This is a genomic window from Helicobacter mesocricetorum, from assembly GCF_900198605.1.
In the GTDB taxonomy this organism is placed as follows: Bacteria; Campylobacterota; Campylobacteria; order Campylobacterales; family Helicobacteraceae; genus Helicobacter_D; species Helicobacter_D mesocricetorum.
The window spans coordinates 18,896-42,520 of record NZ_FZPJ01000028.1; the positions used below are offsets into that span (position 1 = coordinate 18,896).

29 protein-coding genes are annotated in these 23,625 nt (G+C 33.4%); 5 read left to right on the forward strand and 24 right to left on the reverse strand.

The features are described from left to right. Positions 1–11 precede the first annotated feature (11 nt). On the forward strand, positions 12–278 hold the full coding sequence (gene fliQ / locus C6H18_RS06545) for a flagellar biosynthesis protein FliQ (RefSeq protein WP_034552406.1): 267 nt from the start codon (positions 12–14) through the stop codon (positions 276–278). Continuing rightward, entirely contained in the window at positions 278–1,096 is an 819-nt protein-coding gene (locus C6H18_RS06550) for a UDP-N-acetylmuramate dehydrogenase (RefSeq protein WP_104722311.1), read from the forward strand. The genes fliQ and C6H18_RS06550 overlap by 1 nt, the downstream gene beginning before the upstream one ends. Here the strand turns inward: C6H18_RS06550 and rplS are convergent, their stop codons facing one another. From rplS to ffh, 6 genes are all read right to left on the reverse strand, one after another. Further along, complete coding sequence (rplS, locus tag C6H18_RS06555; RefSeq protein ID WP_104722312.1) at positions 1,097–1,459, reverse strand: 50S ribosomal protein L19; 363 nt, start codon at positions 1,457–1,459, stop codon at positions 1,097–1,099. Further along, positions 1,449–2,153 (reverse strand): tRNA (guanosine(37)-N1)-methyltransferase TrmD, encoded by a 705-nt coding sequence (trmD, locus tag C6H18_RS06560; protein WP_104722313.1) that lies wholly within the window; start codon positions 2,151–2,153, stop codon positions 1,449–1,451. The genes rplS and trmD overlap by 11 nt, the downstream gene beginning before the upstream one ends. After that, complete coding sequence (gene rimM / locus C6H18_RS06565; RefSeq protein ID WP_104722314.1) at positions 2,153–2,698, reverse strand: ribosome maturation factor RimM; 546 nt, start codon at positions 2,696–2,698, stop codon at positions 2,153–2,155. The genes trmD and rimM overlap by 1 nt, the downstream gene beginning before the upstream one ends. Next, positions 2,695–2,937: a KH domain-containing protein gene (locus C6H18_RS06570; RefSeq protein WP_104722315.1), complete on the reverse strand. Its 243-nt coding sequence runs from the start codon at positions 2,935–2,937 to the stop codon at positions 2,695–2,697. Before C6H18_RS06570 ends, rimM begins: the two co-directional genes overlap by 4 nt. Continuing rightward, a complete protein-coding gene (rpsP, locus tag C6H18_RS06575; protein ID WP_104722316.1) occupies positions 2,937–3,164 on the reverse strand; it encodes a 30S ribosomal protein S16 in 228 nt (75 codons plus the stop codon). Before rpsP ends, C6H18_RS06570 begins: the two co-directional genes overlap by 1 nt. Positions 3,165–3,251: 87 nt before the next feature. Next, complete coding sequence (gene ffh, locus C6H18_RS06580; RefSeq protein ID WP_104722317.1) at positions 3,252–4,592, reverse strand: signal recognition particle protein; 1,341 nt, start codon at positions 4,590–4,592, stop codon at positions 3,252–3,254. Between the two features lie 273 nt (positions 4,593–4,865). On the opposite strand from ffh, the gene C6H18_RS06585 reads away from it, so the two are divergent. Next, positions 4,866–5,267 (forward strand): Fur family transcriptional regulator, encoded by a 402-nt coding sequence (locus tag C6H18_RS06585; RefSeq protein WP_104722318.1) that lies wholly within the window; start codon positions 4,866–4,868, stop codon positions 5,265–5,267. Between the two features lie 18 nt (positions 5,268–5,285). Here the strand turns inward: C6H18_RS06585 and flgG are convergent, their stop codons facing one another. Genes flgG through C6H18_RS06600 form a run of 3 tightly spaced genes read right to left on the reverse strand, consistent with a single transcriptional unit; the run spans position 5,286 to position 7,355 of the window. Beyond that, the gene (flgG, locus tag C6H18_RS06590) at positions 5,286–6,071 is read right to left on the reverse strand and encodes a flagellar basal-body rod protein FlgG (protein WP_104722319.1); all 786 of its coding nucleotides are present in this window, start codon (positions 6,069–6,071) and stop codon (positions 5,286–5,288) included. 13 nt (positions 6,072–6,084) lie between these two features. Next, complete coding sequence (locus tag C6H18_RS06595) at positions 6,085–6,918, reverse strand: flagellar hook-basal body protein (protein WP_104722320.1); 834 nt, start codon at positions 6,916–6,918, stop codon at positions 6,085–6,087. A gap of 50 nt (positions 6,919–6,968) precedes the next feature. Next, positions 6,969–7,355, reverse strand: coding sequence for a NifB/NifX family molybdenum-iron cluster-binding protein (locus tag C6H18_RS06600; protein WP_104722321.1), 387 nt, complete (start codon positions 7,353–7,355; stop codon positions 6,969–6,971). 327 nt (positions 7,356–7,682) lie between these two features. Between C6H18_RS06600 and C6H18_RS06605 the strand changes: the two genes are divergently transcribed. Then, complete coding sequence (locus tag C6H18_RS06605; RefSeq protein WP_104722322.1) at positions 7,683–8,132, forward strand: YqaA family protein; 450 nt, start codon at positions 7,683–7,685, stop codon at positions 8,130–8,132. On the opposite strand, the gene C6H18_RS06610 is transcribed toward C6H18_RS06605, so the two are convergent. The 5 genes from C6H18_RS06610 to C6H18_RS06630 all read right to left on the reverse strand — a co-directional run bounded on the left by C6H18_RS06610 (position 8,129) and on the right by C6H18_RS06630 (position 14,290). Next, complete coding sequence (locus C6H18_RS06610; protein WP_104722323.1) at positions 8,129–9,925, reverse strand: PhoX family protein; 1,797 nt, start codon at positions 9,923–9,925, stop codon at positions 8,129–8,131. The two genes, C6H18_RS06605 and C6H18_RS06610, sit on opposite strands and share 4 nt — an antisense overlap. A 242-nt stretch (positions 9,926–10,167) precedes the next feature. Beyond that, complete coding sequence (locus tag C6H18_RS06615; protein WP_104722324.1) at positions 10,168–11,223, reverse strand: hypothetical protein; 1,056 nt, start codon at positions 11,221–11,223, stop codon at positions 10,168–10,170. A gap of 17 nt (positions 11,224–11,240) precedes the next feature. Further along, the gene (gene metG, locus C6H18_RS06620; RefSeq protein WP_104722325.1) at positions 11,241–13,151 is read right to left on the reverse strand and encodes a methionine--tRNA ligase; all 1,911 of its coding nucleotides are present in this window, start codon (positions 13,149–13,151) and stop codon (positions 11,241–11,243) included. After that, positions 13,141–13,446 (reverse strand): hypothetical protein, encoded by a 306-nt coding sequence (locus C6H18_RS06625; protein WP_104722326.1) that lies wholly within the window; start codon positions 13,444–13,446, stop codon positions 13,141–13,143. Before C6H18_RS06625 ends, metG begins: the two co-directional genes overlap by 11 nt. Further along, positions 13,433–14,290: a class 1 fructose-bisphosphatase gene (locus tag C6H18_RS06630; RefSeq protein ID WP_104722327.1), complete on the reverse strand. Its 858-nt coding sequence runs from the start codon at positions 14,288–14,290 to the stop codon at positions 13,433–13,435. Before C6H18_RS06630 ends, C6H18_RS06625 begins: the two co-directional genes overlap by 14 nt. Before the next feature lie 153 nt (positions 14,291–14,443). Between C6H18_RS06630 and rpe the strand changes: the two genes are divergently transcribed. Further along, complete coding sequence (gene rpe / locus C6H18_RS06635) at positions 14,444–15,082, forward strand: ribulose-phosphate 3-epimerase (RefSeq protein WP_104722328.1); 639 nt, start codon at positions 14,444–14,446, stop codon at positions 15,080–15,082. Between the two features lie 32 nt (positions 15,083–15,114). On the opposite strand, the gene C6H18_RS06640 is transcribed toward rpe, so the two are convergent. The 10 genes from C6H18_RS06640 to tgt all read right to left on the reverse strand — a co-directional run bounded on the left by C6H18_RS06640 (position 15,115) and on the right by tgt (position 23,582). Further along, positions 15,115–15,600: a hypothetical protein gene (locus tag C6H18_RS06640; protein ID WP_104722329.1), complete on the reverse strand. Its 486-nt coding sequence runs from the start codon at positions 15,598–15,600 to the stop codon at positions 15,115–15,117. After that, positions 15,597–16,181, reverse strand: coding sequence for a TPM domain-containing protein (locus C6H18_RS06645; RefSeq protein ID WP_104722330.1), 585 nt, complete (start codon positions 16,179–16,181; stop codon positions 15,597–15,599). Before C6H18_RS06645 ends, C6H18_RS06640 begins: the two co-directional genes overlap by 4 nt. Positions 16,182–16,304: 123 nt before the next feature. Next, positions 16,305–16,502: a DUF4006 family protein gene (locus tag C6H18_RS06650; RefSeq protein ID WP_104722331.1), complete on the reverse strand. Its 198-nt coding sequence runs from the start codon at positions 16,500–16,502 to the stop codon at positions 16,305–16,307. A 13-nt stretch (positions 16,503–16,515) separates the two neighbouring features. Next, entirely contained in the window at positions 16,516–17,394 is an 879-nt protein-coding gene (locus C6H18_RS06655) for a c-type cytochrome (protein ID WP_104722332.1), read from the reverse strand. After that, on the reverse strand, positions 17,395–17,613 hold the full coding sequence (locus C6H18_RS06660) for a cytochrome c oxidase, cbb3-type, CcoQ subunit (protein WP_104722333.1): 219 nt from the start codon (positions 17,611–17,613) through the stop codon (positions 17,395–17,397). Between the two features lies 1 nt (position 17,614). Then, entirely contained in the window at positions 17,615–18,298 is a 684-nt protein-coding gene (gene ccoO, locus C6H18_RS06665; protein ID WP_104722334.1) for a cytochrome-c oxidase, cbb3-type subunit II, read from the reverse strand. Positions 18,299–18,309: 11 nt separating this feature from the next. Further along, complete coding sequence (gene ccoN, locus C6H18_RS06670) at positions 18,310–19,776, reverse strand: cytochrome-c oxidase, cbb3-type subunit I (protein ID WP_104722335.1); 1,467 nt, start codon at positions 19,774–19,776, stop codon at positions 18,310–18,312. A 117-nt stretch (positions 19,777–19,893) separates the two neighbouring features. Next, complete coding sequence (locus tag C6H18_RS06675) at positions 19,894–21,708, reverse strand: flagellar assembly protein A (RefSeq protein ID WP_104722336.1); 1,815 nt, start codon at positions 21,706–21,708, stop codon at positions 19,894–19,896. 10 nt (positions 21,709–21,718) lie between these two features. Continuing rightward, positions 21,719–22,384: a bacteriohemerythrin gene (locus tag C6H18_RS06680; RefSeq protein WP_104722337.1), complete on the reverse strand. Its 666-nt coding sequence runs from the start codon at positions 22,382–22,384 to the stop codon at positions 21,719–21,721. Positions 22,385–22,454: 70 nt separating this feature from the next. Continuing rightward, positions 22,455–23,582: a tRNA guanosine(34) transglycosylase Tgt gene (gene tgt, locus C6H18_RS06685; RefSeq protein ID WP_104722338.1), complete on the reverse strand. Its 1,128-nt coding sequence runs from the start codon at positions 23,580–23,582 to the stop codon at positions 22,455–22,457. Positions 23,583–23,625 lie beyond the last annotated feature (43 nt).

Genomic DNA, 23,625 nt, shown 5'->3' on the forward strand with positions numbered 1-23,625 from the left:
AGGGAATATTAATGGATGCACAACTTATAGGTCTTGCTGTTGAAACTTATAAAATAACGCTTATTCTATCATTACCTATGTTGCTTGTTGGTTTAGTAGTTGGTTTAATGATTAGCATATTCCAAGCTACTACCCAAATCAATGAAATGACTTTAACCTTTGTCCCAAAAATTTTGGCAGTTATTATTGTCATAATCTTTACAATGCCTTGGATGTTAAATATGCTTATAGATTTCACAACCAAAATCTTTAATATGATTCCAACTTTTATCTTTTAATGTTCCAAAGATCCATTGATTTTAGCATTTATTCCAGCATTAAAATAGGCACTTTACACACTATTAATATCATAGAAACCCCTCAAGATTACTTCCAGCTTCTACAACACTCTACTCCACAAATTATAGGTAAAGCTAACAATCTCCTAATTTCTCCATTAGCAAAAAATCTCATTTTACTTAGCAAAAATTTTGACTATATTAAAGATTATGGAGATAGTTTAGAAGTAGGAGCGCTAACTCCTAGTGGAAAACTTTTTTCTTATGCCAAAAAACACAATTTAAAGGGTTTTGAAATCTTAGGAGAGTTACCAGGAAGCATAGGGGGAATTATCAAAATGAATGCGGGTTTAAAGAGCTATGAAATAAAATCCACGCTTTTAGGAATCCTCTCAATCAAATATTCCCCTATCTTAGAATTTACGGCGGTTGAAAATCTCCACTTAAGCTACCGCAATAGTGAAATTCACACCTTAATCTTTGCAGGTATTTTTAAAAAAGAAGAGGGATTTAACAAAGATTTAGTAAAAGTCCTAAAAACTATGCGTAACAACCAGCCAAAAGAACCAAGTTTTGGAAGTTGTTTCAAAAACCCACCCAATAATTATGCAGGTTTTCTTATTGAAAGCGTTGGGTTAAAAGGCAAGAGGTTTGGAAAAAGCAAAAATCTGTATTTCAGTCCAAAACACGCAAATTTTTTAATTAATGCAGGGTATTCTAGCTTTCAAGAAGCCATAGAACTTATTAATCTTGCAAAAGAAAAGGTTTATAAAAGCCATAATATCTTATTGCAAGAAGAGGTAAAGATTCTTCAGTAATTAAGCTTGTTTTCTAACTTCTTTAATTCTTGCAGACTTACCACTTCTAGTGCGCAAGTAATAAAGTTTTGCTCTTCTAACACGACCGATTTTAAGCACTTTAATACTCTCAATACTATCAGAATAAATAGGAAAAATCCTCTCAACCCCTACACCATTTGCACCAATTTTTCGAATAGTAAAAGTCTTTCCTGTGCCTACTCCACGCAAAGAAATACAAACACCTTCAAAATTTTGGATTCTTGTTTTATCCCCTTCAGAAATTCTAATACCAATTTTTAAAGTATCACCTGCTTTAAATTGAGGGATTTCTTTTCCTTTAATTTGTGCGTCTTCGAAATATTGAATATATCTATTTCTCATTTTTTAACCTTTGTTGATATTGTCTATAGAGGTCAATCCTGTGAAATTTAGTTTTTGCCTCTGATGCTTTTAATTTTAGATTTTTAATTTTAGTGTGATTTCCCTTTGAATACTCTGAAGGGATAGACAAACCTTTAAAAACATAGGGCTTTGTAAAATTTGGTGCTTCAAGCAAAGAATCTTCATAACTCTCTCCAAGCAAAGATTCATCATTCCCTAAAACCCCATGTATTTGCCTAGAAATGCTATCACAAAGACATAGTGCAGCCAACTCGCCACCTGTTAGAATAAAATCTCCTATGCTTAAAACCTCATTAGCATAAGTTTCAATTAAACGTTCATCAAATCCCTCATAACGCCCGCAAACAAAAGTAATATGACTTTTTTGTGCTAATCGTTTTGAATCTTTATAATTAAAGGTTTTGCCACAAGGAGTTAAAAAGATTATATGTGTCTGGGGATGCTTTTTTAAAACAAAATCTAAAGCAAGACTTAAATGCAGAGGCTCTAAAAGCAATCCAGCCCCACCTCCTACTTGATAATCATCAACCTTGAAATAACGATTTTGACTGAAATCCCTAGGATTACAAAACTCCACCTTAATTTTTTGGGATTTCAAAGCCCTATGAAGAATAGAATCACCAAAATATGATTGAATTAACTGCGGGAATAAAGTTACAAATGTAAATTCCATTAACTATTTTCTAAAATATCTTTACAAAATTGCGTATAAATGCTTTTTGGATTGGTTGATTCTACTTTTAGAATATATCTTTTTGTGTAGGGGATTAAAAAGCGTCTAGGATAACTTTGCTTTTGGAGTTCATCACTGGTTTGTATCCATAAAAAATCCTCTTTACAAAAACGTTCAATCTCTTGAACTCTGCCCAAAATCTCCCCATTTTCTACAATAAAGCTACCTATGATTTCAAACCAAAAATATTCATATTCTTTCAATAAGCAATGCTGCCTAGTAGTCTCCTGCGTAGTATAGAGGATTAAATTAGTAATTGTTTTAGCACTTTCTTTAGAATCAATACCCATAAATTTTGCAATAGATTTGGTTAAATCATAAGTTTCTATTGTTAATTCACCATTTTTTGTAAGATAAGAAACACCTTCTTGCAATGTTTCTGGAAAATCACTTAGCAGATGCAAAAGAACTCTACCCTTAACACCCACAGATTTGCCAATTTTTGCAACACCTACCCAATCTTTTTGTATGATATTTTTTTTCATTCTCGCGATTTTACAATAATCCGATAAGAATTACCTTCTTTTGCTTTTAAACCTAAAATAAATATCTTAATAGCACTTATCATCTTACCATCTTTGCCAATCAATCTTCCAGCATCTTGCATTGAGGAAATAATCTCTATCTCATAAAAATTAGTATCTAACTCTTTTTTGGTTACTTCTATTCTTTCTGGTTGTGTAACGATTTTTTGCACATAACTTTTGATAAAATACTCTACCATTATTTTGTAATAGTTTTTACCCTCTCACTCATCTTAGCACCAATACCAACCCAATACTGCAAACGATCTTTATCAAACTTTACAATGGAAGGCTCTACTAAAGGGTTATAATAGCCAATAGATTCAATCCATCCACCATCGCGTTTTTTCCTGCTATCTGTTACTACAATCCTATAAAAAGGCTTTTTTTTGCGTCCCATTTTTGTTAAACGGATAACTGTTGCCAAAGGTTACTCCTTAAAAAAAAATTCATCACAGACAATAAATCTGTTGAAAAAAGAAGCTATTTCTACTTTCAACAAATTTACTTAAAATCAATGCCTTAGTTGTCCCATTTTAGCATCTTTCATTAGACTCATCAAATCTGCCATACCCCCTTTATTAGAAAATCTCTTTGCCATTTTAGCGGCATTTTCAAATTGTTTTAAGAAGCGATTCACATCACTTACATCTACACCTGCTCCAAGCGCAATGCGTTTTTTACGACTTCCATTAAGCAAATCTGGATTATCCCGCTCTTTAGGTGTCATAGAAGCTACCATTGCTCGCATCTGTTTAATTTCTTTAGAATTATCTAAATCAACATCTTTTAAAGCATTTGCCATATTACCAAGACCCGGCAACATTGAGATTATAGATTGCATAGAACCAATTTTTTTAACATTATCAAGCTGTGTTAAAAAATCATTAAAAGTAAATTTCCCTTTCTTAATCTTTTTAGAAATATCTTTGACTTCTTTTTCACTGATAACTGCTGCTGTCCTCTCTGCAAGCGATTGAATATCCCCAGCACCCATTAAGCGTCCAACGATTCTATCGGGGATAAAGACTTCTAAATCAACAATCTTTTCTCCTACACCAATAAATCGTAGCGGAATACCCAATTGGTGCGCAATAGATAAAGCAATACCGCCCTTACTATCACCATCAAATTTACTCAAAATAACTCCGCTTAAATGCACTTTTTGATGAAACAATGCAGCACTTTTAACACCATCTTGACCACTTAAACTATCAACTACATAAAAAACTTCATTAGGATTAATCGCCTCTTTTATAGAATATAACTCTTCCATTAAAGCCTCATCAATAGCCAAACGCCCTGCACTATCTACCAACAAAACATCATAAAGCCCATCAATGGCTTTCTTTTTTGCATTTCTAGCAATTTCAACAGGTGTTTTATGCTCCTCATAATAAAAATCAACTTCTGCTTGGAGACTTAATTGCCGTAATTGCTCAACAGCTGCCAACCTTTGCAAATCACAAGCTACAAGCAAAACTTTTTTATGTCTTGTTTTCAAATAATTAGCCAATTTTGCCGTTGTTGTTGTTTTTCCACTCCCTTGCAAACCAGCCATCAAAACAATAGTAGGGGGTTTTGGTGCAAAGATAAATCCATAATTACCAGAAGTCGTTAAAATATTTACCAAAGATTCTTTTAATGCTTTTAAAAAACTATCTTTGCCAATGCCTGCTAATTTAGTTTTTTGTTCTATTTCCTCTAAAAGATACTTTAGAACTTTATAATGCACATCAGATTTTAAAAGTGATTTTTTAAGCTCTTCTAAAGCTTTTTTTAAAGCCTTCTCATCATCTTGAAAACGAATTTTGTTAATAGCACTTTGGAAGCTCTCTGTAATAACACCAAACAATTCTATAAACCTCAAAACTTTAATGTGGATTTCATTACTAAAACTTGGACTATTTTATAATATATGAACTTTAAATGGAATAAAATTTTTTAAAATTATTCCATCTAAAGTGGTTAATTTATCCCAACTTTTGGAAAATTTTTATTGACAAAAAAAAGTAATTATCATAGAATTGCGCTCTATGAAGTAGGTTATTTTAAGTATTTATTCTATATAAAAGTATCGTTTGAAAACCTCCAAATAAACAATTCTGTATTTAATTAAGGTTAAGCTATGTTTGAAAAAATTTTAAAAGAAAATAATTTAAAAATCACCCCTCAAAGAATGGCTATTTTAAAAGAAATTGAAAAAAAAGGACATATTAGCATTGAAGAGATTTATGAGAATATTAAAGAAACTCATCCTTCAATGTCCTTAGCGACTATTTATAAGAATCTAACTTCTATGCAAGAAGCTCGTATTATCGTCGAAGTAAAATTACCTAACCAAAAACAAAAATATGAATTCATTAAACAACCCCATGTTCATCTTGTATGCGAAAAATGTGGAAACATTCAAGATGTACATTTTGATTCTTCTGTAAAAGCCTTACAAAAAATTTGCGAAAAACAGACACTTTATAAAATCAAAGATGCTTCTGTGGCACTATTTGGGATTTGCCCCAAATGTCAATAGTTTGACTTAGTCAAACTATTAATTCCTCTTTAATCCATTCACGGTTTGTAGCATAGAATCTGCAGTCTGAATTGATTTTGAATTTGCCTCATAAGCTCTTTGTCCTACAATTAAATCTGTCATTTCTTCAACCAATTTCACATTACTCTGTTCAACAAAGCCTTGTCTTAATTGTCCAAAACCATTTAAACCAGGAGTTCCTGTAACAGGATCCCCTGAAGCATTAGTATTCAAAAAAAGATTATCCCCTAAAGCGTGAAGTCCTGCAGGATTAATAAAATTTGCTATTTCAATTTGCCCTAATTCATTAGTTTGATTATTTTCCACAACACTTACAGTCCCATCTGTTCCGATATTTACCTGTGTGGCTTCACTAGGAATTGTAATATTTGGCACTAATAAATAACCTTGTGAATTCACGATATTCCCTTCGCTATTTCTTTTAAAAGACCCATCTCTTGTATAAGCAATCGTTCCATCAGGTAATTCTATTTGGAAAAATCCCTCTCCTGTAATAGCAATATCAAGGTTTTGCTCGGTGTTTTTAAAGTTTCCTTGAGAAAATATCTTCTGCACCGCTGTTGGACGAACTCCTAAACCCACTTCCATACCAGTAGGAGAAAGAGTAGTCTCTGAAGTGCTAGAGCCAGCATATTGCAAAACTTGATGAAATAAGTCTGCAAACTCTGCTCTCTCTTTTCTAAACCCAAAAGTATTAACATTAGAAATATTATTAGAAGTTACATCAATTTGTAATTGCTGTGCTAACATTCCGGTAGTTGCGGTATAAAGTGCCCTCATCATTGTAAAATCCTTTTTATGCTTTTGTAGCTAATTTTGTAATGGCTTCCGTATTTAACTCATCCATATGTGTTTTTAACACCTTAGAATAAGCCTCCACCAAACGATTAGTTTCAATTAATCCTGTCATCTCATAAACAACATTAATATTGCTTGTTTCTAAAAATCCTTGCCTAATAGCTCCGCTTTGCTCCAACATTTGTATTTCATTATAACGCTCTTGGGGATACTCATAAAGGTTATTGCCTACCTTTTTTAAATACTTTGGGTTTTCAAAAGAAGCCACAGCCAAATTTGAGAACAAAAGGGTTTCATTTATCTCCTCATTGTTTAAAGAACGTGTAAAAATATTCCCATTGGTATCCACCTCTACTTGAAAACCATTAATAAAATCAATATATTGGGGAGCATTCATATATTCGCGAGGTAATACGGGAAAACCCTCTTTAGTTACCAATCTGCCCTCTTCATTTAATACAAAAGAACCATCACGGGTAAAGCGAATCCCACTAGGGGTCTCAACCATAAAATAAACATCTTCTCTACCTAATGCAAAGTCAAAGGTATTCTCTGTCATCATCATCCTACCTAAAGTCCTATCGGTGAATTCTTCAACAATCTGTGGAACACGATTTAAAGAACGATTATAAAATTTGGCTGCATCTTTGGTTTGTTCTTTAATGGGGAGAAAATCTTTATGTTGTTCATAAAGTCGTAAAAAATCACCGATTATTACATCGTCTCGCTTAAAACCCGTTGTATTAGCATTTGCAATATTATTAGCAATCACATCAAGCCGATTAATTTGCGTTGCTATACCACCAACAGAGCTGTAATATCCACCTTGCATACTAAAACCTTTCCATAAAATATCAAGCTTAAAGCAATAGCTGTTCCACCCTAAAAAGTAATATACCTAAAAGAATCCTTAGCATTCTGACAATTTTGTTCCATTTTGCAGATTCTAATCCCACGCTCTTGAAAAACCTTTGCTGTATTTTTACAAGCCTTTTTAACAAGCACAATCTCGCAATCTTGGATAATCTCCCCTAAAATATTATGTTCATTTTTATGGGCTATTTGCTCTGCTTCATTCATATCCTCATCTTTATGCGAACAACCCCCACTAGCCTCCAAATTCCCACGAGGATTCTGCCTTAATTCTACAAAATCAATTTTTTTAAACATTCCAGAACCTTTTTGCTCAAAAATAGCAAAAAAGGGCGTATGTCCTGTATTTCCAAAAATATCTAATGCTTCGTTATAAACGGGTATAGCAATCTTCATTTCCTCTCCTTATTATAAACTCTAAGATTCTACAATAATTTTGCATAATCTTCATAATAAGCTTTCTAATAAATCGCAATAAACAAAAGTGGGCTTTAACCCCACTAAAGATTAATACCACAATAGTAATCTCAATAGTTTTTAATCCCCCTATAACAACTATCTTTTAACAACCATCTTTGACATTAATCCAAACTTTATTCCTAAAAAAGTCCAAAAATTCTTGCATTCCTCCAAATTTCATATTGAAATAGGTTAAAATCCTCATTTATTTTGAAAAACAAGTATTAATAGAATTTGCATTTATTTTTTACTTTGGTGATAATTTTGGACACTTATATGGAAAACTTAGGGCTTTTTGGATTATTTTTGATTTGCACCTTAGCAAGTAGTCTCTATCCTTTAGGTTCAGAAGCTTTTGTGATTGCCTTTTTAGCCTTTGATTATATGTGGTTTTGGGTATGGATTGTCGCGACACTTGGCAATACATTAGGTGCATTAAGCACCTATGCAATCGGATATGCAGGAGACTCTCTATATCTGAAATATTTTAAAAACACACACCAAAAAATCCACCGCTATGCCAATAAGATTCAAAAAAGAGGTTCTCTTTATGCTTTCCTTAGCTTTTTGCCAATTTTAGGCGATGTCTTTGCACTTGCTCTAGGAGTGTATCGCTATCCTGTATTAAAAACTATCGTTTTTATTACTCTTGGCAAGGGTATGCGGTATTTGATACTTATCTATCTGTATCATCAATACACACAAATCTTTTAGCTACCAATCACTCCGCCATCTTTTTTGGTAATTTGCACAATCGTGCTTCTAGGTGTGGAATCCCCACCATCTGGATAATGACTTGGAGCAAGCTTTTCTCCGGGATGTTGGATTCCTACAAACATTGTTTTATAATCTTGGCTAAAAGCAATTCCTGTAACTTCTGATGCAATAGGTGCAGTTAAAAATCGCTTAACCTCTCCTGTAATTGGGTTAGCACAGAGCATTTGATTATTTCCCATTCCCGCATAATCTCCTTTATTAGAATAATCACCATCACTTTGAATCCAAAGCCTACCAAATTTGTCAAATTTTAAGCCATCAGGGGAGTTAAACATATTTTCACTAGTGATGTTGCTTGTTCCCTTACGCAAATCATTTGGGTATTGCATTGGATTACCAGCAAGTAAAAAAATATCCCATTTAAACTTCGTGCTTAAGTGGTTTTTTCTATTGGGTCTCCAACGAATAATCTGCCCATACATATTTTTCTCTCTAGGGTTTGCTCCATTTGGGATTGCACGTTTTTTATTATTAGTTAATGTCGCATAAATAAACTCTCCCTTAGGATCAGCGGCAATCCATTCAGGGCGATCCATTGGTGTTGCACCGACAATACTTGCTGCAAGTCGTGCATTAATTAAAATATCTGCTTGGGAGTGGAATCCATTTTTAGAATCCAATCCATTTTGACCATAGCTTAATGCAATCCACTCTCCCTCTCCACTCAAATTCTCTCCTTGTATTCTTGCGACATAAAGCACCCCATCCTCTAAGAGATTCTTATTTTTCTGTGGATTTTTAGAATCAAATTTTTCTTTAGAGACGAATTTATACAAAAACTCATTAGCCTCATCATCTCCCATATAAGCGACAACATAACCCTCTCTACTTAAGACAATTTCAATGTTTTCGTGTTTAAAACGACCTAATGCAGTGCGTTTAATGGGGATAGAGTTAGGATTATAAGGATCAATTTCCACAATCCAGCCAAACCGATTGGGTTCATTAGGATTTTTAGAAATATCAAAACGTGGATCAAGCTCCCAACCATAATTACTTTTAACCCCAATTCCATAACGTTTTTGACTTTCTGTAAATTTGTAATCGGCATCACTTGCACCAAAAAAACCATCAAAATTTTCTTCACAAGTTAAATAGGTCCCCCAAGGGGTTTGACCATTTGCACAATTATTGAGTGTCCCTAAGACTAGCTCGCCTTTTTTATCTGCCTGTGTTTGCATACTTTTATGCCCTTTTGCCACACCACTAATCTGCATTGGCGTATGTGCTGTAATCCTGCGATTATATGGAGAATCAAGGACAACCCTAAAACCATCTTTTTCTTGTCTTATTTCAAAAATACTCACTCCTAATGAGTTCTGCTCATAAGCCACCTTATGAGAATCCATATTTTTACCATTGTCCGCAAAAATCAATTCGGGATTAATATATTCATTATTTACCGCTAAAATATACCGATTGTTATCCAATGGAAACAATGACATACCATCGTTATTATCGCCAAAAACCCTTGTAGCATTGGCAATTGTTGCTTGGTTTATATTTTTTTTCTCATTAAAGGGCATCGCATCACTAAATAAAACATCCCCAAAACTAATAAGCGGCTTTACTTCATAGCCATCTGGAACAATCACTGCATCTTGTGTGCTAATTGGAATTGCCTTAAATCCTAGTAAATTTTGCTCTTTTGCACTTAAAGGTGATAGCCCAAAAAAGCTAATATAAGCAAGTGTTGCGGAACTTCCCTTCAAAAACTCTCGTCTTTTCATACAAAATCCTTTTTTGATAGTTTTAAGATACAAAATTATAAAACGGCTTTGTAAAAAGAAAAAATGCGATAAGTAAAATATTTGTAAAGTTCGTAATTTTATAAGGGAGAATGTCAATTTAAATTATTTTTATTTAGAAATCTTTTTAGAAACTTGAAGCTAAAACCCCATTATAAGTTTTCAAATAGCTAGATATAAGATTAAGGCAATTCAATCATTATCGTGATGGCAAGATACTAGATTTATTTCTCAACCCAATCAAAAAGATTCTGCTCTAATTCACAAGATTGGAATCGTTCCTCAAAAACTTTAGTATTCTCGCCTAAAATTAAAGCAAAATTATAATGTTTCTCTAAAAGTAGCCCAAATAATGCCTCTTTATCCTCATAACCATAAACTTCTCCATAAGGTGAGTAAATCTCGTGATAAATATTAGGAACAAACAGCATTAATTTTGCCCACTTTGCATACATCGTAAAATAAGCAAGATATTGTTCATAAAGTTTCACATCCTCACAAGCCAAAAGCACACGATTAGTAGCTCCCGGCTTTGAAATAAACCCGCGTTCATCAAGATAGAGGGGTTTAAAACTTGAAACCCCCTCTAATTTATTTAAATCTACCGACAAAGAATATTCTTCAGCAAAATTCAATACTCTTGCTAAAAGCTGAAAAAAAGGTTTTGGCAAAGGAAGTTCATAATCCATAGAATGATAAAAAATCTTTATCCCAAACAAGGAATAAGAAGTTACCATAAAAGGCAGGGATTCTTCGCTAATTTTTTTATTAGAAAAAACTTTGATTTCTTGTTGTTGTTGTAATTTGTTCTGATAGCTTAGAGGCAAAAGAGCCAATATATAGACAGATGAAGTCTTCAAAATATGATTGATTAACTCAATTAAAGAGCCACTAAAAAAGCTCAAATTTTTCTTTGGAAGAAAGATTTGTGAGCTTAATTCGTATTCATCTTGCGAGAGAGAAAATAATATTTTATTATGAATTATCAGATAATGGCGTAAAATCCTAAACAATGCTTCCTCTAAACTCTCTACACTAATCCAAGCTACTTCCTCATCACTCATTGCTATTTCACCGCTAAAGAGGATTCCAAAAGCCCCCTTTTGAATAGCTACTTCAATATCTTTTGCATCATAAGCAATAAATAAAGCACCTTTTTCAACAGATTCTACCTCATAACAAAGCTGCTCAAAAAAGGAGATGCTAGGCTTATTTAAAAGTGTTCCAAAAGTAATTTCTACAATCTCATTAACGCTAATGCGTATTCCTTTCTTATTCATAAAATCCCCCCCCCCCGCTAACTAATTGGACTTCCATTTTTCTTTATCATCTGTGGCTGTATTAGGCTTAAACCCTCTTCATCTTTAACAGCTAGGATCATCCCCTCACTTAACTCACCCATTAACTTTGCTGGTTTTAAATTAGCTAAGACACATACTTGCCTACCAACCAATTCTTGTGCGCTATAATAAGGCTTAATCCCTGCTATTATCTGACGCTCTCTTTCCTCTCCCAAATCTACTTGCAACTTTAAAAGCTTTTCACTCTTTGGCATAACCTCTACTCCCATAATAGTCCCAACTTTAATCTCTATTTTAGAAAATTCCTCTTTAGTGATGAAGTTTTGAGTTTTTTCCTCCTTTTGCTTCTCTTCTAAAAGAGGTGCTTCAATCTTAGGAAAAAGTGCCGAAATAGGCATTAAAACTACTTCTGATACAATCTGGTTATCCCTAATAAACTCCAAATAATACTTTGATTTTAATGAGAGATTAAAAACACTAAGAATCTCTTCAGCAGTTTTTGGCATACAGGGAGAGAGGCAAATAGCAGACTTTATTAAAAGATTAGCTATAAAAACCAAAAGTTCTGCAACTTCTTGCATTTTATCTTCTTTGGCTAATCTCCAAGGCTCTTTTTTAGCAATCATTCCATTAGCAAGAGCAAATATCTTCCAAATCTCCTCTAAATAGCGGTTAATTTGCACTTTTTGCATTAGTGTTTCTAATCCCATTAAAGTCCTGTGGATACTTTCTAACTCTTCTTTATAATGCGTTCTAAAGGCTTGAATATCCACCTTTAAGTGGTTGTTAAAATATTTAGCACTCATACCCAAAAGACGATTCAATAAATTCCCCAAATCATTACTTAAATCCGAATTTATCCTCTCTATCAATGCTCTTTGTGAAAAATCTCCATCTTGCCCAAAAGGCACTTCACGCAATATAAAATATCTGAAACAATCCAAACCATAAGCATTGACAACCTCTTGTGGATTAACCACATTCCCAACGCTTTTACTCATTTTTTGTCCATCTCTAGTCCACCATCCGTGTGCTGCGATATGTTGAGGTAAAGGCAACTCCAAACTCATTAAAAATGCGGGCCAATAAACCGCGTGGAATCGCAAAATATCTTTTCCAACAATATGATAATTCACAGGCCAAAAATCCATTTTATTATTTAATGTATTCTGATAGCCTAAAGCACTCAAATAATTAATTAACGCATCCAACCAAACATACATTACATGTTTTTTAGAATCTTTACTAGCAATTTCACTAGGAAGCTTAATCCCCCAATCAAAACTCGTTCTTGTAATGGATAAATCCTCTAAACCAGCTTCTACAAATTTTATTACCTCATTATAACGCGACTTTGGCAGAATAAAGTCATTATGCTGTTTATAAAACTCTAAAAGCCTATCTTGATAAGCACTTAGTTTAAAAAAATAACTCTCCTCTTTTACTAAAGTCGTCTCTTTTTTACAATCTGGACATTTCTTTTCTTCTATAAGTTGAGATTTCGTAAAAAATGCTTCACAAGAAATACAATAATTCCCTTCATATTCTCCCTTATAAATATCTCCTCTTTGATACATTTTTAAAAATGCTTTTTGCGCTGTTTGTAGGTGATAAGAATCAGTGGTGCGAATAAACTTATCATAACTAATCTCAAAATTCTCCCAAATATCTTTAAAGCTTTTAGAAATTTCATCCACATATTCTTTAGGATTCTTGCCTTTTTTAGTAGCTGCTTGCTCAATCTTTTGCCCATGCTCATCAGTCCCTGTTAAAAAAAAGACTTCTTGTCCCAATAAGTGGTGAAACCTAGCTAAAACATCAACAATAATAGTTGTATAAGCGTGTCCAATATGGGGAATATCATTAACATAATAAATCGGTGTAGTGATATAAAATTTAGAACTCAAAACTTCCTCCACTTCCTTTATTCATACTTAGATAAACGGCATCAACATAGGTGTTTCTTAGCTCACAATTCAATAATTCCTTGCAAACACTACAACTTCTTATATTGCGTTCCCTTTGACAATCTTGCAAGGAATGTATTTTTGCATCTAAATTCCTCATAACAGAATCTTCAAAATCCCCTTTTTTATCGCAATCCATTGCTTTATCACAAAGAAAACAACTCGTTACTTGATGCTTAGCTTGACATTCTTTTAATTCTCTTAATACTTCTTTAAAACTATCATCTCTTGACAATTTCTATCTCCTTATTACTCCCAAAGAAACAAGGTGTTGTATCGTGTAAATGGCTGGGGATTAAATCTAAAAGCCTTTGCTTACCATCAATCGCCCCTCCTCCTGCACACTCAAAGATAAATGCAAAGGGAAAGACTTCAAAAAGCATTCTCAATTTACCTTTTGGGACATCACTCGTAGAGGGATAAGAAAACAATCCACCACCTTTTATTAGAATATGATGCAAATCAGGAACCATTCCTCCACTATAACGCAAACGATAGCCTTTTTGGAATAAATCATCTATTGTATTTTTATGGGCTTTACTCCAATATCTCTGCGTCCCACCGGGGGCATTAAGCTTACCTTCTTCTTTTAAAAACAAAGTCTTTTGGAGTTCAAAGCTTTCTCCATTAAACACAAAATAATCAACACCTTTTTTAAGTTTAGATGCAATTCCTATTCCAACTACCATTCCATAGATTATATAAGCTGCCCCAACAAGATTTTTAGGCAAAAACTCTCCACGATAAATCCCAAAAATACTTCCAACACTTAGATTTGCTCCCATTAATGAAGAGCCATCAAGGGGATCATAAGCAATTTTATAGATTCCATTACTATGAAGCTCTATGGCTTGCTCTTGCTCTTCACTGCAAATTTCTTTAACACATTCCAAACCCTTAAAAGCCTCGCATAAAATTTTATCCGCTAAGACATCTGCTTGTAATTGCACATCACCTGTTGAATTTTTTGATTGGGTGGTTTCTCCTATGTTTTTTTTGAGAATCTGATAAATAAGTAAAGAAGAGTCTTTAAGAATGGCAAAAATTTTTTCTAAATCCTGCGCTAGATTATCTTGCATAGATATTAAACTCCAAAAATTAAAGTTTTAAATTATAGCTAAAAATAACTCTTTTATAGTTTTTTAAATGATTATTCGCTAACAATTTACAAGGTTAAAATGATTATTTGCTACAATTTCTACAATACATTGATTAAAATCTAAGGAATTTTTATGTTGATAGCCCCTAGCATTCTCTCAGCAAATTTTGGAAATCTCGAAGAAGAAATAAAATCCATTTGTGAATGTGGCTGTGATTTAGTGCATATTGATGTTATGGATGGGCATTTTGTCCCAAATCTCACCATAGGTCCAGTTGTTGTAGAATCTGTCGCAAAAGCTTCCACCAAGCCTCTTGATATTCATTTAATGGTGCAAAACAATAATTTTTTTGTAGATTTATTTGCACCCTTTAAACCCCGATACATCTCTTTTCATATTGAAGAAGAAAAACACCCAAACTCCCTTGCACAAAAGATTAGAAACTATGGAATCTCTCCTGCTATCGTGCTTAATCCTCATACGAATTTGGATTGCATCTATTACCTCTTAGAGTATATTGATATGGTATTAGTTATGAGTGTGAATCCGGGCTTTGGGGGACAAAAATTTATCCCCAATACCTTAGATAAAATCAAACGACTAAAGGATGTGCTTGAAGTGCGCAATCCAAAATGCCTTATTGAAGTCGATGGTGGAGTAAGTGATAAAAATATCGTGGAATTAAAAAAATGTGGGGTAGATATTGCAGTGGCTGGAAGTTATATTTTCAGCGGAGATTATAAAAAAAGGATAGAAAGCCTAAGGATATAAGCCAACTAGCAAATCAAAGTATTTTGCATAAATTATTGGATTCTATATTTTTGGGAGATACAAATAGAATCTTCACCAATTTGCACAAAAGCTTCAATCTCATATCGCCCTAAACCCTCAACACTAAAACTAGGACTTTGCCACAAACCATCTACAAATTCTGCCCTGCCTAAATCCTTATCTTCTTTAGCCGTATGAGGGCGAGTAAGATAGAAATTCACATTAGCATCACTTTGTATAGCTCCACTCTCTTTTGAGATTATCCTAATAAAAGCTTGGCGAAACTCCTTTGGAGTTTGCTCTCTTGCGCCTTCAAAGCTAATAACATATTTTTTTAAAAACTCCGTTCGTAGCTTTGTGATTTCATTAATGTTTTCATCGACATCTTGGGAACTTCTTTGGCACATTCTTTGCAATTCAACAGGATTTGTGATAGCAGTTTTAATCGTAAGCACAATCAAACCTACAACTACCATAGCAAACAAAAAAATTCCTAAAGGCCAATAATTTTTATTCATTTACTTCTTCTTAGGCATACAAATGCAAATAAAACCAATAAAACAAAGAGCATCAAATAAAGTATCATCTTAGTAGTTACCTCAATGCCTTTATTCGTAGTAGAAAAACTATGCTCTAATTCCACCTTATGGAATTGTGCTATCCTATCAGCAATATCCATAAAACCATTTAATAAAAATGCCGAAACATTCTGTTGGGTCAGCTCTTTATCAGAATTTGGAATCAATGGCACAATATAATCCCAATAAACTTCTTTTTTATCAAACATTGTTTGAGTCTCATAAGTGGTGATAATATCAATCTTTTTTTCTTTCTTGGCAAAAAATAAAATAACATAGGGATTGTTAAGATTCTTTTGGTAAAACCATTCTCTTTCTTGGAGATTCATTCCCTCTAAACTTTCAAGAGCAACGATATATAAATCCACACCTGTCTTTTTATAAACTTCATTAGATAATGTTTCAATAAAATCTGCAGTTTTATCCAAAATTTGATTTTGATTCTCTAAAACATAAGATTTGCTATATAAATTTATAGCAAAAAATAGGGCAAAAAACCCTATTTTTAGCTTATAACTCATTACTAACCAACATAAAGGAGCATATCAGGGATAAACGCAACCGCAATAGAAACGATAATTATAACAATATGTGCTGCAAACAAAACTTTCTCTAAACCGCTAAATCGAATCATCATTTACCCTTTATTGTAGTTTATAATGCTTAGCATTATTGATACTTTTCTTTTCTAATGTATTAAGATTCTCAATAACATAAGGATGATTAACCTGATTTCTTTGGGTTGTTATTGCCAAATAACCCAAAATAAATACAATAACTAATAACAATACAACCGAGAGAAAATATCCACTAAGCCCATTAATTCCAAATAATCCATTCATAATAAACCACTCCTTAATTTTTATCCGAATAAATAAAATACCCTAATGCTTCTTTTTGAATATCGGTTAGCATTTGATTTTTAAAAGATGGCATACTGCCTATATATCCCTTTTTACCTTTTTCTAATACTTCCGCCACAAAAGTTATAGTCCCATACTTACTCAAATCTGGTGCCAATCCACCCATACCTTTGCCATCATCTCCATGACAAGCACTACAAGTAGCCATATAAAGCTCTTTTCCTCTTTGAACCAGCTCAGGATATTTTGTCTTCTTAACCTCTGAAATTTCAGCCATTATATAAGCCGCAATTGCTTTTTTGGATTCTTCATTATCTGCAATTTCTGGAGATATTTGATTAAGAGGTGGCATATCGCCTAATGGATAGCCTAAACCTTTACTACCCATTCTCATAGTTAAAATAATTCCCTCTTCTCTCCCCCAATCTAATAAGTTTGCCGCTACACCATTGATACCCTCTGTTGTGATTCCGTGGCATTGCGAACATTGCACTAAAAACAAATTTTGCCCCATTTTAACAAGCGTTTCTACATCGGCATCTTTCCACTGCTCTTCAAATTTAGCATTATAAACTTTAACTTCTTGATTATATTCGCCAATCTGGGAATAAGAGTTTAGCGGATACCCTACAAACCAATACCATAATGCCCAAATAATAAGCACTAAATACGCCGTCCCCCAACCAACTGGAATATCATTTTTAAATTCTCTAATTCCATCCCATTCTTCACTTGTCAGCTCACCTTCAGCCTTGCTATTTTTCATTTTCCTAATATAACTACCAGCAATAAAAATAGTCAAAGCTAAGATTAATATTGCACCAACAAGCGCGAGTTGATTTACACTATCATTTAAGTTAAACCATTCCATTTAGCTTTCCTTTTTTCCTTCTTTTTTATTTCTAATTTCTATGAGATCATCGTCTAAATTATCATCTAAGGCAAGTCTTGCGTATTTTTCATAATCAATCTTTCCAGTTTTTTGGCTTTTATATAAATGATACACATAACTATAAAGCAAAACAACCAATAAAAGCGTGATAAACCAATAAGCATAACCTTGAATGATTCGTATAGTTTCATAATCCACTTTAATTAGTCCTTCTTTTTTGTCCTAAACTATTTAAATAAGCGATTAAAGCAACAATCTGCCTAATTTCGCCTCTTTGCAATGCAGCTTTTATTTCTGGATCTTTCATATCTTCAACAATCAATTTAGCTTCTGCTAAAATCTCTGCTCTACTAGCCTCTAAATCTCCTAATTTAGGATTATTTTCTGTATCATAAGGCACACCAAAGACGACTTTTTGGGTATAAGCCTCTGCATAAGCAGTATCAACATCAATATTTTTCTTATAAAGATGAGGATAGGCAGGCATAATAGAACCCGGAACAATACCAGCAGGATCCAACATATGCTGTTCGTGCCAGTCTGTTGTTCTATAATCTCCAACGCGATGCAAATCTGGACCAGTTCTTTTAGAACCCCATAAAAAAGGTCTATCATAAGCATATTCCCCACTAAGACTATGAGCGCCATACCTATCAGTTTCTGCTTTAAAAGGACGAATAAGCTGCGAATGACAAGCATTACAGCTCTCAGCAATATAAATTTGACGCCCAGCAGTCTCAAGCAAAGTATAAGGCTTTAGATTCTCTGTTGGACGCGATGCCTTTGCAAAATCAGGTAATATCTCCACTAATCCTGCAATAGAAAATACTAACAAAAATACTACCGTAAAGAAAAATGGGTTTTTTTCTAACCAATGAAACATCTAATCCTCCTTTACGCTGCCATAGGAGTTGCATAATTTGGCTCTTTTTCAAGCTCTCTACTTGCAACAATTGTCATAATAATATTATAAGTAAATATAATAAACCCTAAGAAATATAATGCACCACCAATAGCTCTAATAACATAATAAGGCATTAGCACAGCAACTGTATCAATAAAAGAATAGGCTAAAGAACCAAACTCATCAGTAGCTCTCCACATCATACCCTGTGTGATACCTGCAATCCACATACTTGAAAAATACAATACAATCGCTGCACTTTGAATCCAAAATTGAATATCCATAAGGTTTTTGGAGTAAATCTCACGTTTAAATAATCTTGGTGTCATATGATAACAAGCGGCAATAATTGTAAAAGCAACCCACCCCAAAGCAGCATCATGGACATGCCCGATAATCCAATCCGTAAAGTGAGCCAAAGCATTCACAGATTTAATGGATTGAATAGGACCTTCTAAAGTCGTAAGCATATACCAAGTAGAAGCAAGGATTAAAAATTTTATCAGTGGCGATTCTTTTAGCTGATGCCATTGCCCCTTCATAGTTAAAAGCATATTAATAGCAGTTCCCCAAGAAGGTAAAATCAAAACCACAGAAAAGATTGATCCCATTGTCTGCATCCAATCTGGAACCGTAGAATAAATAAGGTGATGACTTCCAGCCCAAATATAAACAAACATTAACCCCCAAAACGAAAATAAAGTAAGCTTATAAGAGAAAATTGGCTGTCCTGATTCTTTAGGCAAAAAGTAATAAATAATCCCGATAATCCCTGAAGTAAAGACAAAGGCAACCGCATTATGTCCAAACCACCATTGAACCATCGCATCGTTAGTTCCGGCATAAAAAGAAATCGAATGCAACACCGAACCAACGCCTGAGATGAAATAGGTAGGAATTGAGAGATTATTAAAAATATAAAGCGCAGAAATCGCAACAAAAGTCGCGATAAAATACCATAAAGTAATATAAATTGTTTGCTCTCTTCTTAAAGCCATAGACCCAAAAAGACTAACCCCCCACAAAACCCAAACAATAACCACCAAAAGATCCAAAGGCCAAACAAGCTCTGAATACTCTTTAGATTGTGTCAATCCAGCAAATAAACTAATAACTGCTAGAATCATCAAAATAATATAAAGACAAAAATGCAAATACCCAATGAACCTCAAAAAAGGATATTCATTATAAGAAATCTTTAAGACTCTTTGTCCTACATAATACCAAGTAGCCCAAATACCACTTAATGTAAAACCATAAATAATACCATTAGTGTGCAATGGTCTAAGTCTCCCAAAAGTTCCAAACTCTCCTGCTAAATAGTTAAGATTTGGAAAAGCCATTTGAAAGGCTATCACAACACCCAACAACAACCCAACAATCCCAAATGCGACAGTTGCAAAAAGAAATAACTTTGCAATGGAGTAATCATACTCTAATGCAGAATTTGATTGCATATATGCTCCTTCCTACAAAATTTCTCACTTAGAGAATAGTTGCTATTGTATTAAAAAAACAATAACCCCTAGCTTAAAAGGATGATTGAGATAACAAAATCAAACGCATACTAGTAGCTACAAATCTTGAGAATTAGCGGGTTTTGAATCATTGTCTTCGTTTTGCTCTTCATCCTCCCCATCATTTTCATCATTATTGCTAGGAGGGTGAGGATTCCAATCATTTATCCATTGAACATCTCCTGCTTCAATAATATTATCAATTTGACGCAAATTTGCAACCTCACCCTCTTTTACCACCTTAAAGGTAAGGGCATTATTAGCTTGAGGCACAACAGCATTAAACGATCTTTCAATCTCGTGTTCATAAGATTTAAGCTTTAATAAAGTTTCTTGTCCTTGTGAGCTACCACGTATAATAACCCTTGCGTGAAGGGCTGCTTCATTAATATCTTTTAATTTTTTTTCACTGATATACCATAAGTTAGCAAGATTATCATATTCCTTTAGGGCTTCTTTGTATTCCTCTAAAGTCTTCTCGCGTTGCTTTGCAATATCTGCAGAACCCTTTGGAGCTGATCTATCAGGATCTTGATTTTTCACGGCGTATGCTTTAGATTGTGAGGTAAATAAATAATTGCGTAGATTCGTCATTTTTTGACGAAAAAACCGCATTTTCTTTCTCATCTCATCAACTAATCTTATATAACCTATCCTATCCCGATATAAAAAAACAAAATTTTCTGGATCAACTCCTAAAATATTAAAATCCCCAATAATATTATCAATAATCAAAGAATAACGCGTATAGACTTGATTGCTAGAGCGCATCTCCTTGATATAAACATAATCTGCTTTGATAATACCACCCACAGAGGCATTAATAAAGGCAACTCTTGCTTCTACCTTACCCTTCTCTAAAGAATCAATAACAACCGTATGCGCTTTGACATCACCCTGATGTGTAGCGATAAAACAAATATCCGCACAGATAGTGGATTTAGAATCAACAACATTGTCAATTCTCACCATTTTATCAACAGATACCTCTCGAATATGGTTAAAGCTATTAGAGAGAACTAAATTATCACTTATTGTGTAAGTATAAGGAGCGATTTCTTTTAAAAACCCATCTTGTGCTGCAATGAAGTTAATAGCAACCTCATCTTCCCTACTATGAATCCCATTTTTTATCTTTATAGGACAAGGAGAAGCTTTCTCATCTAAAGCAATTTTTTCTCCCTTTAGATTCCTGCCCGACTTAGAAGGTATTGGTTTAATATACTCGAACAATAAATCCCCCATCTTAAAGGGCATTAAAAAATTTTTATGGTTTATAGTTCGTGGAATATTTGAAAAAGCAAAATTCTCTTTATCAAAGCAAAAATTTACGCTACCTTCTTTTCTTGGTATTGGGGCAACACCTACTGCTACATTAAATAAAACTTTTGCAGGATAAACACCACCAATAACTTGCTTGAGAAACTCATTAATTTGAAGCGATAATTGCTTGTATTCTCTAATTTGTATCAAATACCCATTAAGCAACATTATCTTATAAAGCAAATGATAAATATCAGCCTTTAAAGTGGTATGGAACACTAAAGGAGTGCAACAAATTAAAGTAGCATTAAGACCATATTTTGGAGCATCTTTTAATTCGAAATAAAATGGTTTCTCTGTTTGTGAGGCTTCATAAATCTCTATGGTATGAAGCTGCTTAATTTCTACATTGGCAGTAAAATTTGCATCTTTATTAAATAAGCGAGTATCAGGAACCAATTTTGGGATATTGCCATCATCTTTAATACATACCGTTCTAGTGCTTAATAAATCAAAATCAAGCTTTACACCTAATTCTTCTTCTTTTTGTTGCAAGAACAAAGGAACATTATCGACTCTATCAAATCGCATTCTTTCGGATATTGCCACTTACTACTTCCTATTCAATATAATATTTTTTCAATAAGTCATCAAATTTACTTTCATTTTTTTCTAATTCAGTATTAAGTTTAATAATAGGGCTTTTGCAACTCACACAACAAATATAAGAATGATTGGCTTGTAATTCTTTATCTAAAGTATCACAAACTTCATGAACTTTCAAATGGCAAAGGCAAACATAACGATGTTTAACCTCATTGGAAACATCATATCTTTCATCTAATATTTTTGTCTTTTGTTGCAAATTATAAGGCAATTCATTAATCTCTGTCAAGCAATTCCTAAAAGATTCTATCCTCTTATCTTCTTCTAAAATATGTTTTAAAAGCCAATTATCAAGGAATTCAAAAAGCTTTACACTTGTTTTATCAATATCATTAAAACCAGCAACAATCTCTTTAAGCTTTTTCATAAAAACTTGGTGAGAAGCACGATGTTCTTTAAAGAAAGGATAATTAATGCGTTTCATATACTCCTCTTCATCTTTCATATGCTCTTTTGCATATTGTAAAAGCTTTGGAATGAGTTTTTTTAGCTTATCTTCCTTTACAGCAGGTTCCATATCAATAATTACCTTTGATAAACCCACACATTTCATTAATTCTTGATGTTGAGCATCAAGATGATGATTTCTAATACTATAATCTTGACTCCATTCCACCATAATGTATCCTTAATAATAATTTAAAGTTGGCATTTTATATAATATTTCTTTATAATTATCTAAAATATTTTTAAGTAATTTCTACAATCTTTTTATAAAATTCTTCAAATTTTCCTTGCAAAATAGCCTCTCTAGCATTCTTTACTAGACTTAAATAATAAGCTAAATTATGAATACTTGCCAATCGAAAATAGCTCATCTCTCCTGCCCTAAAAAGATGATGCAAATAAGCCCTTGTATGATTTGTGCAAGTATAACAAGAACATTTTTCATCTAAGGGCTTTGCATCTAGCTTAAATCTTGTAGATTTAATAGCCATCTTTCCTTCATTGGTAAAAAGAGTGCCATTTCTTGCATTTCTTGTTGGCATCACACAATCAAACATATCCACACCTCTTGCAATAGCTTCTATAATATCCCTAGGTGTCCCAACACCCATTAAATAACGCGGTTTATCTTTTGGCAAAAATGGAATCGTAAAGTCTAATGTCTCATACATCATTACATTAGATTCCCCAACAGCCAATCCACCAATAGCGTATCCATCAAAATCACCCATTGCGCTTAAATCTCTTGCACTCATCTCTCTTAACTTCCTATCAACCCCACCTTGATTAATAGCAAAAATATGATTATTAAATTCCCTCCCCTCTTCTTGTGCCTGATATTTTTTTAGATTATGGTATTGAATAGATTCTTCTGCCCAAAAGCTCGTTTTATTAATAGATTCTAAAATTCTTTTTGCGGGGGCTGGTAAGCCTACCAAATCGTCCAAAACCATCATAATATCACTATTTAAATTATATTGAATATCTAAGACTTTCTTAGGTGTAAAAAAATGCTTACTCCCATCAATATGGCTTTTAAATAAAATTCCTTCCTCACAAACTTTAGCATTACTAGAGAGGCTAAAGGCTTGGAATCCTCCGCTATCGGTTAAGAAATTTTTAGGGAATTGACTAAAATTATGCAATCCACCCAATTGCTTAATAACTTCATCATTAGGACGCAAATAAAGATGGTAGGTATTGGCTAGAATAATAGGTGCTTTTAGGGCTAATAAATCCATAAAGTCCAAAGCCTTTACACTTGCTTGTGTCCCAACAGGCATAAAAATGGGAGTTGGAACCTCTCCGTGAGCCAATTTTAAAATTCCAGCTCTAGCATTACCACAGACTTGCTGTAAATTAAATTCCATTTTTAACCTTTTTTTGCTACATTTTCGAAATTTTCTGACCTAA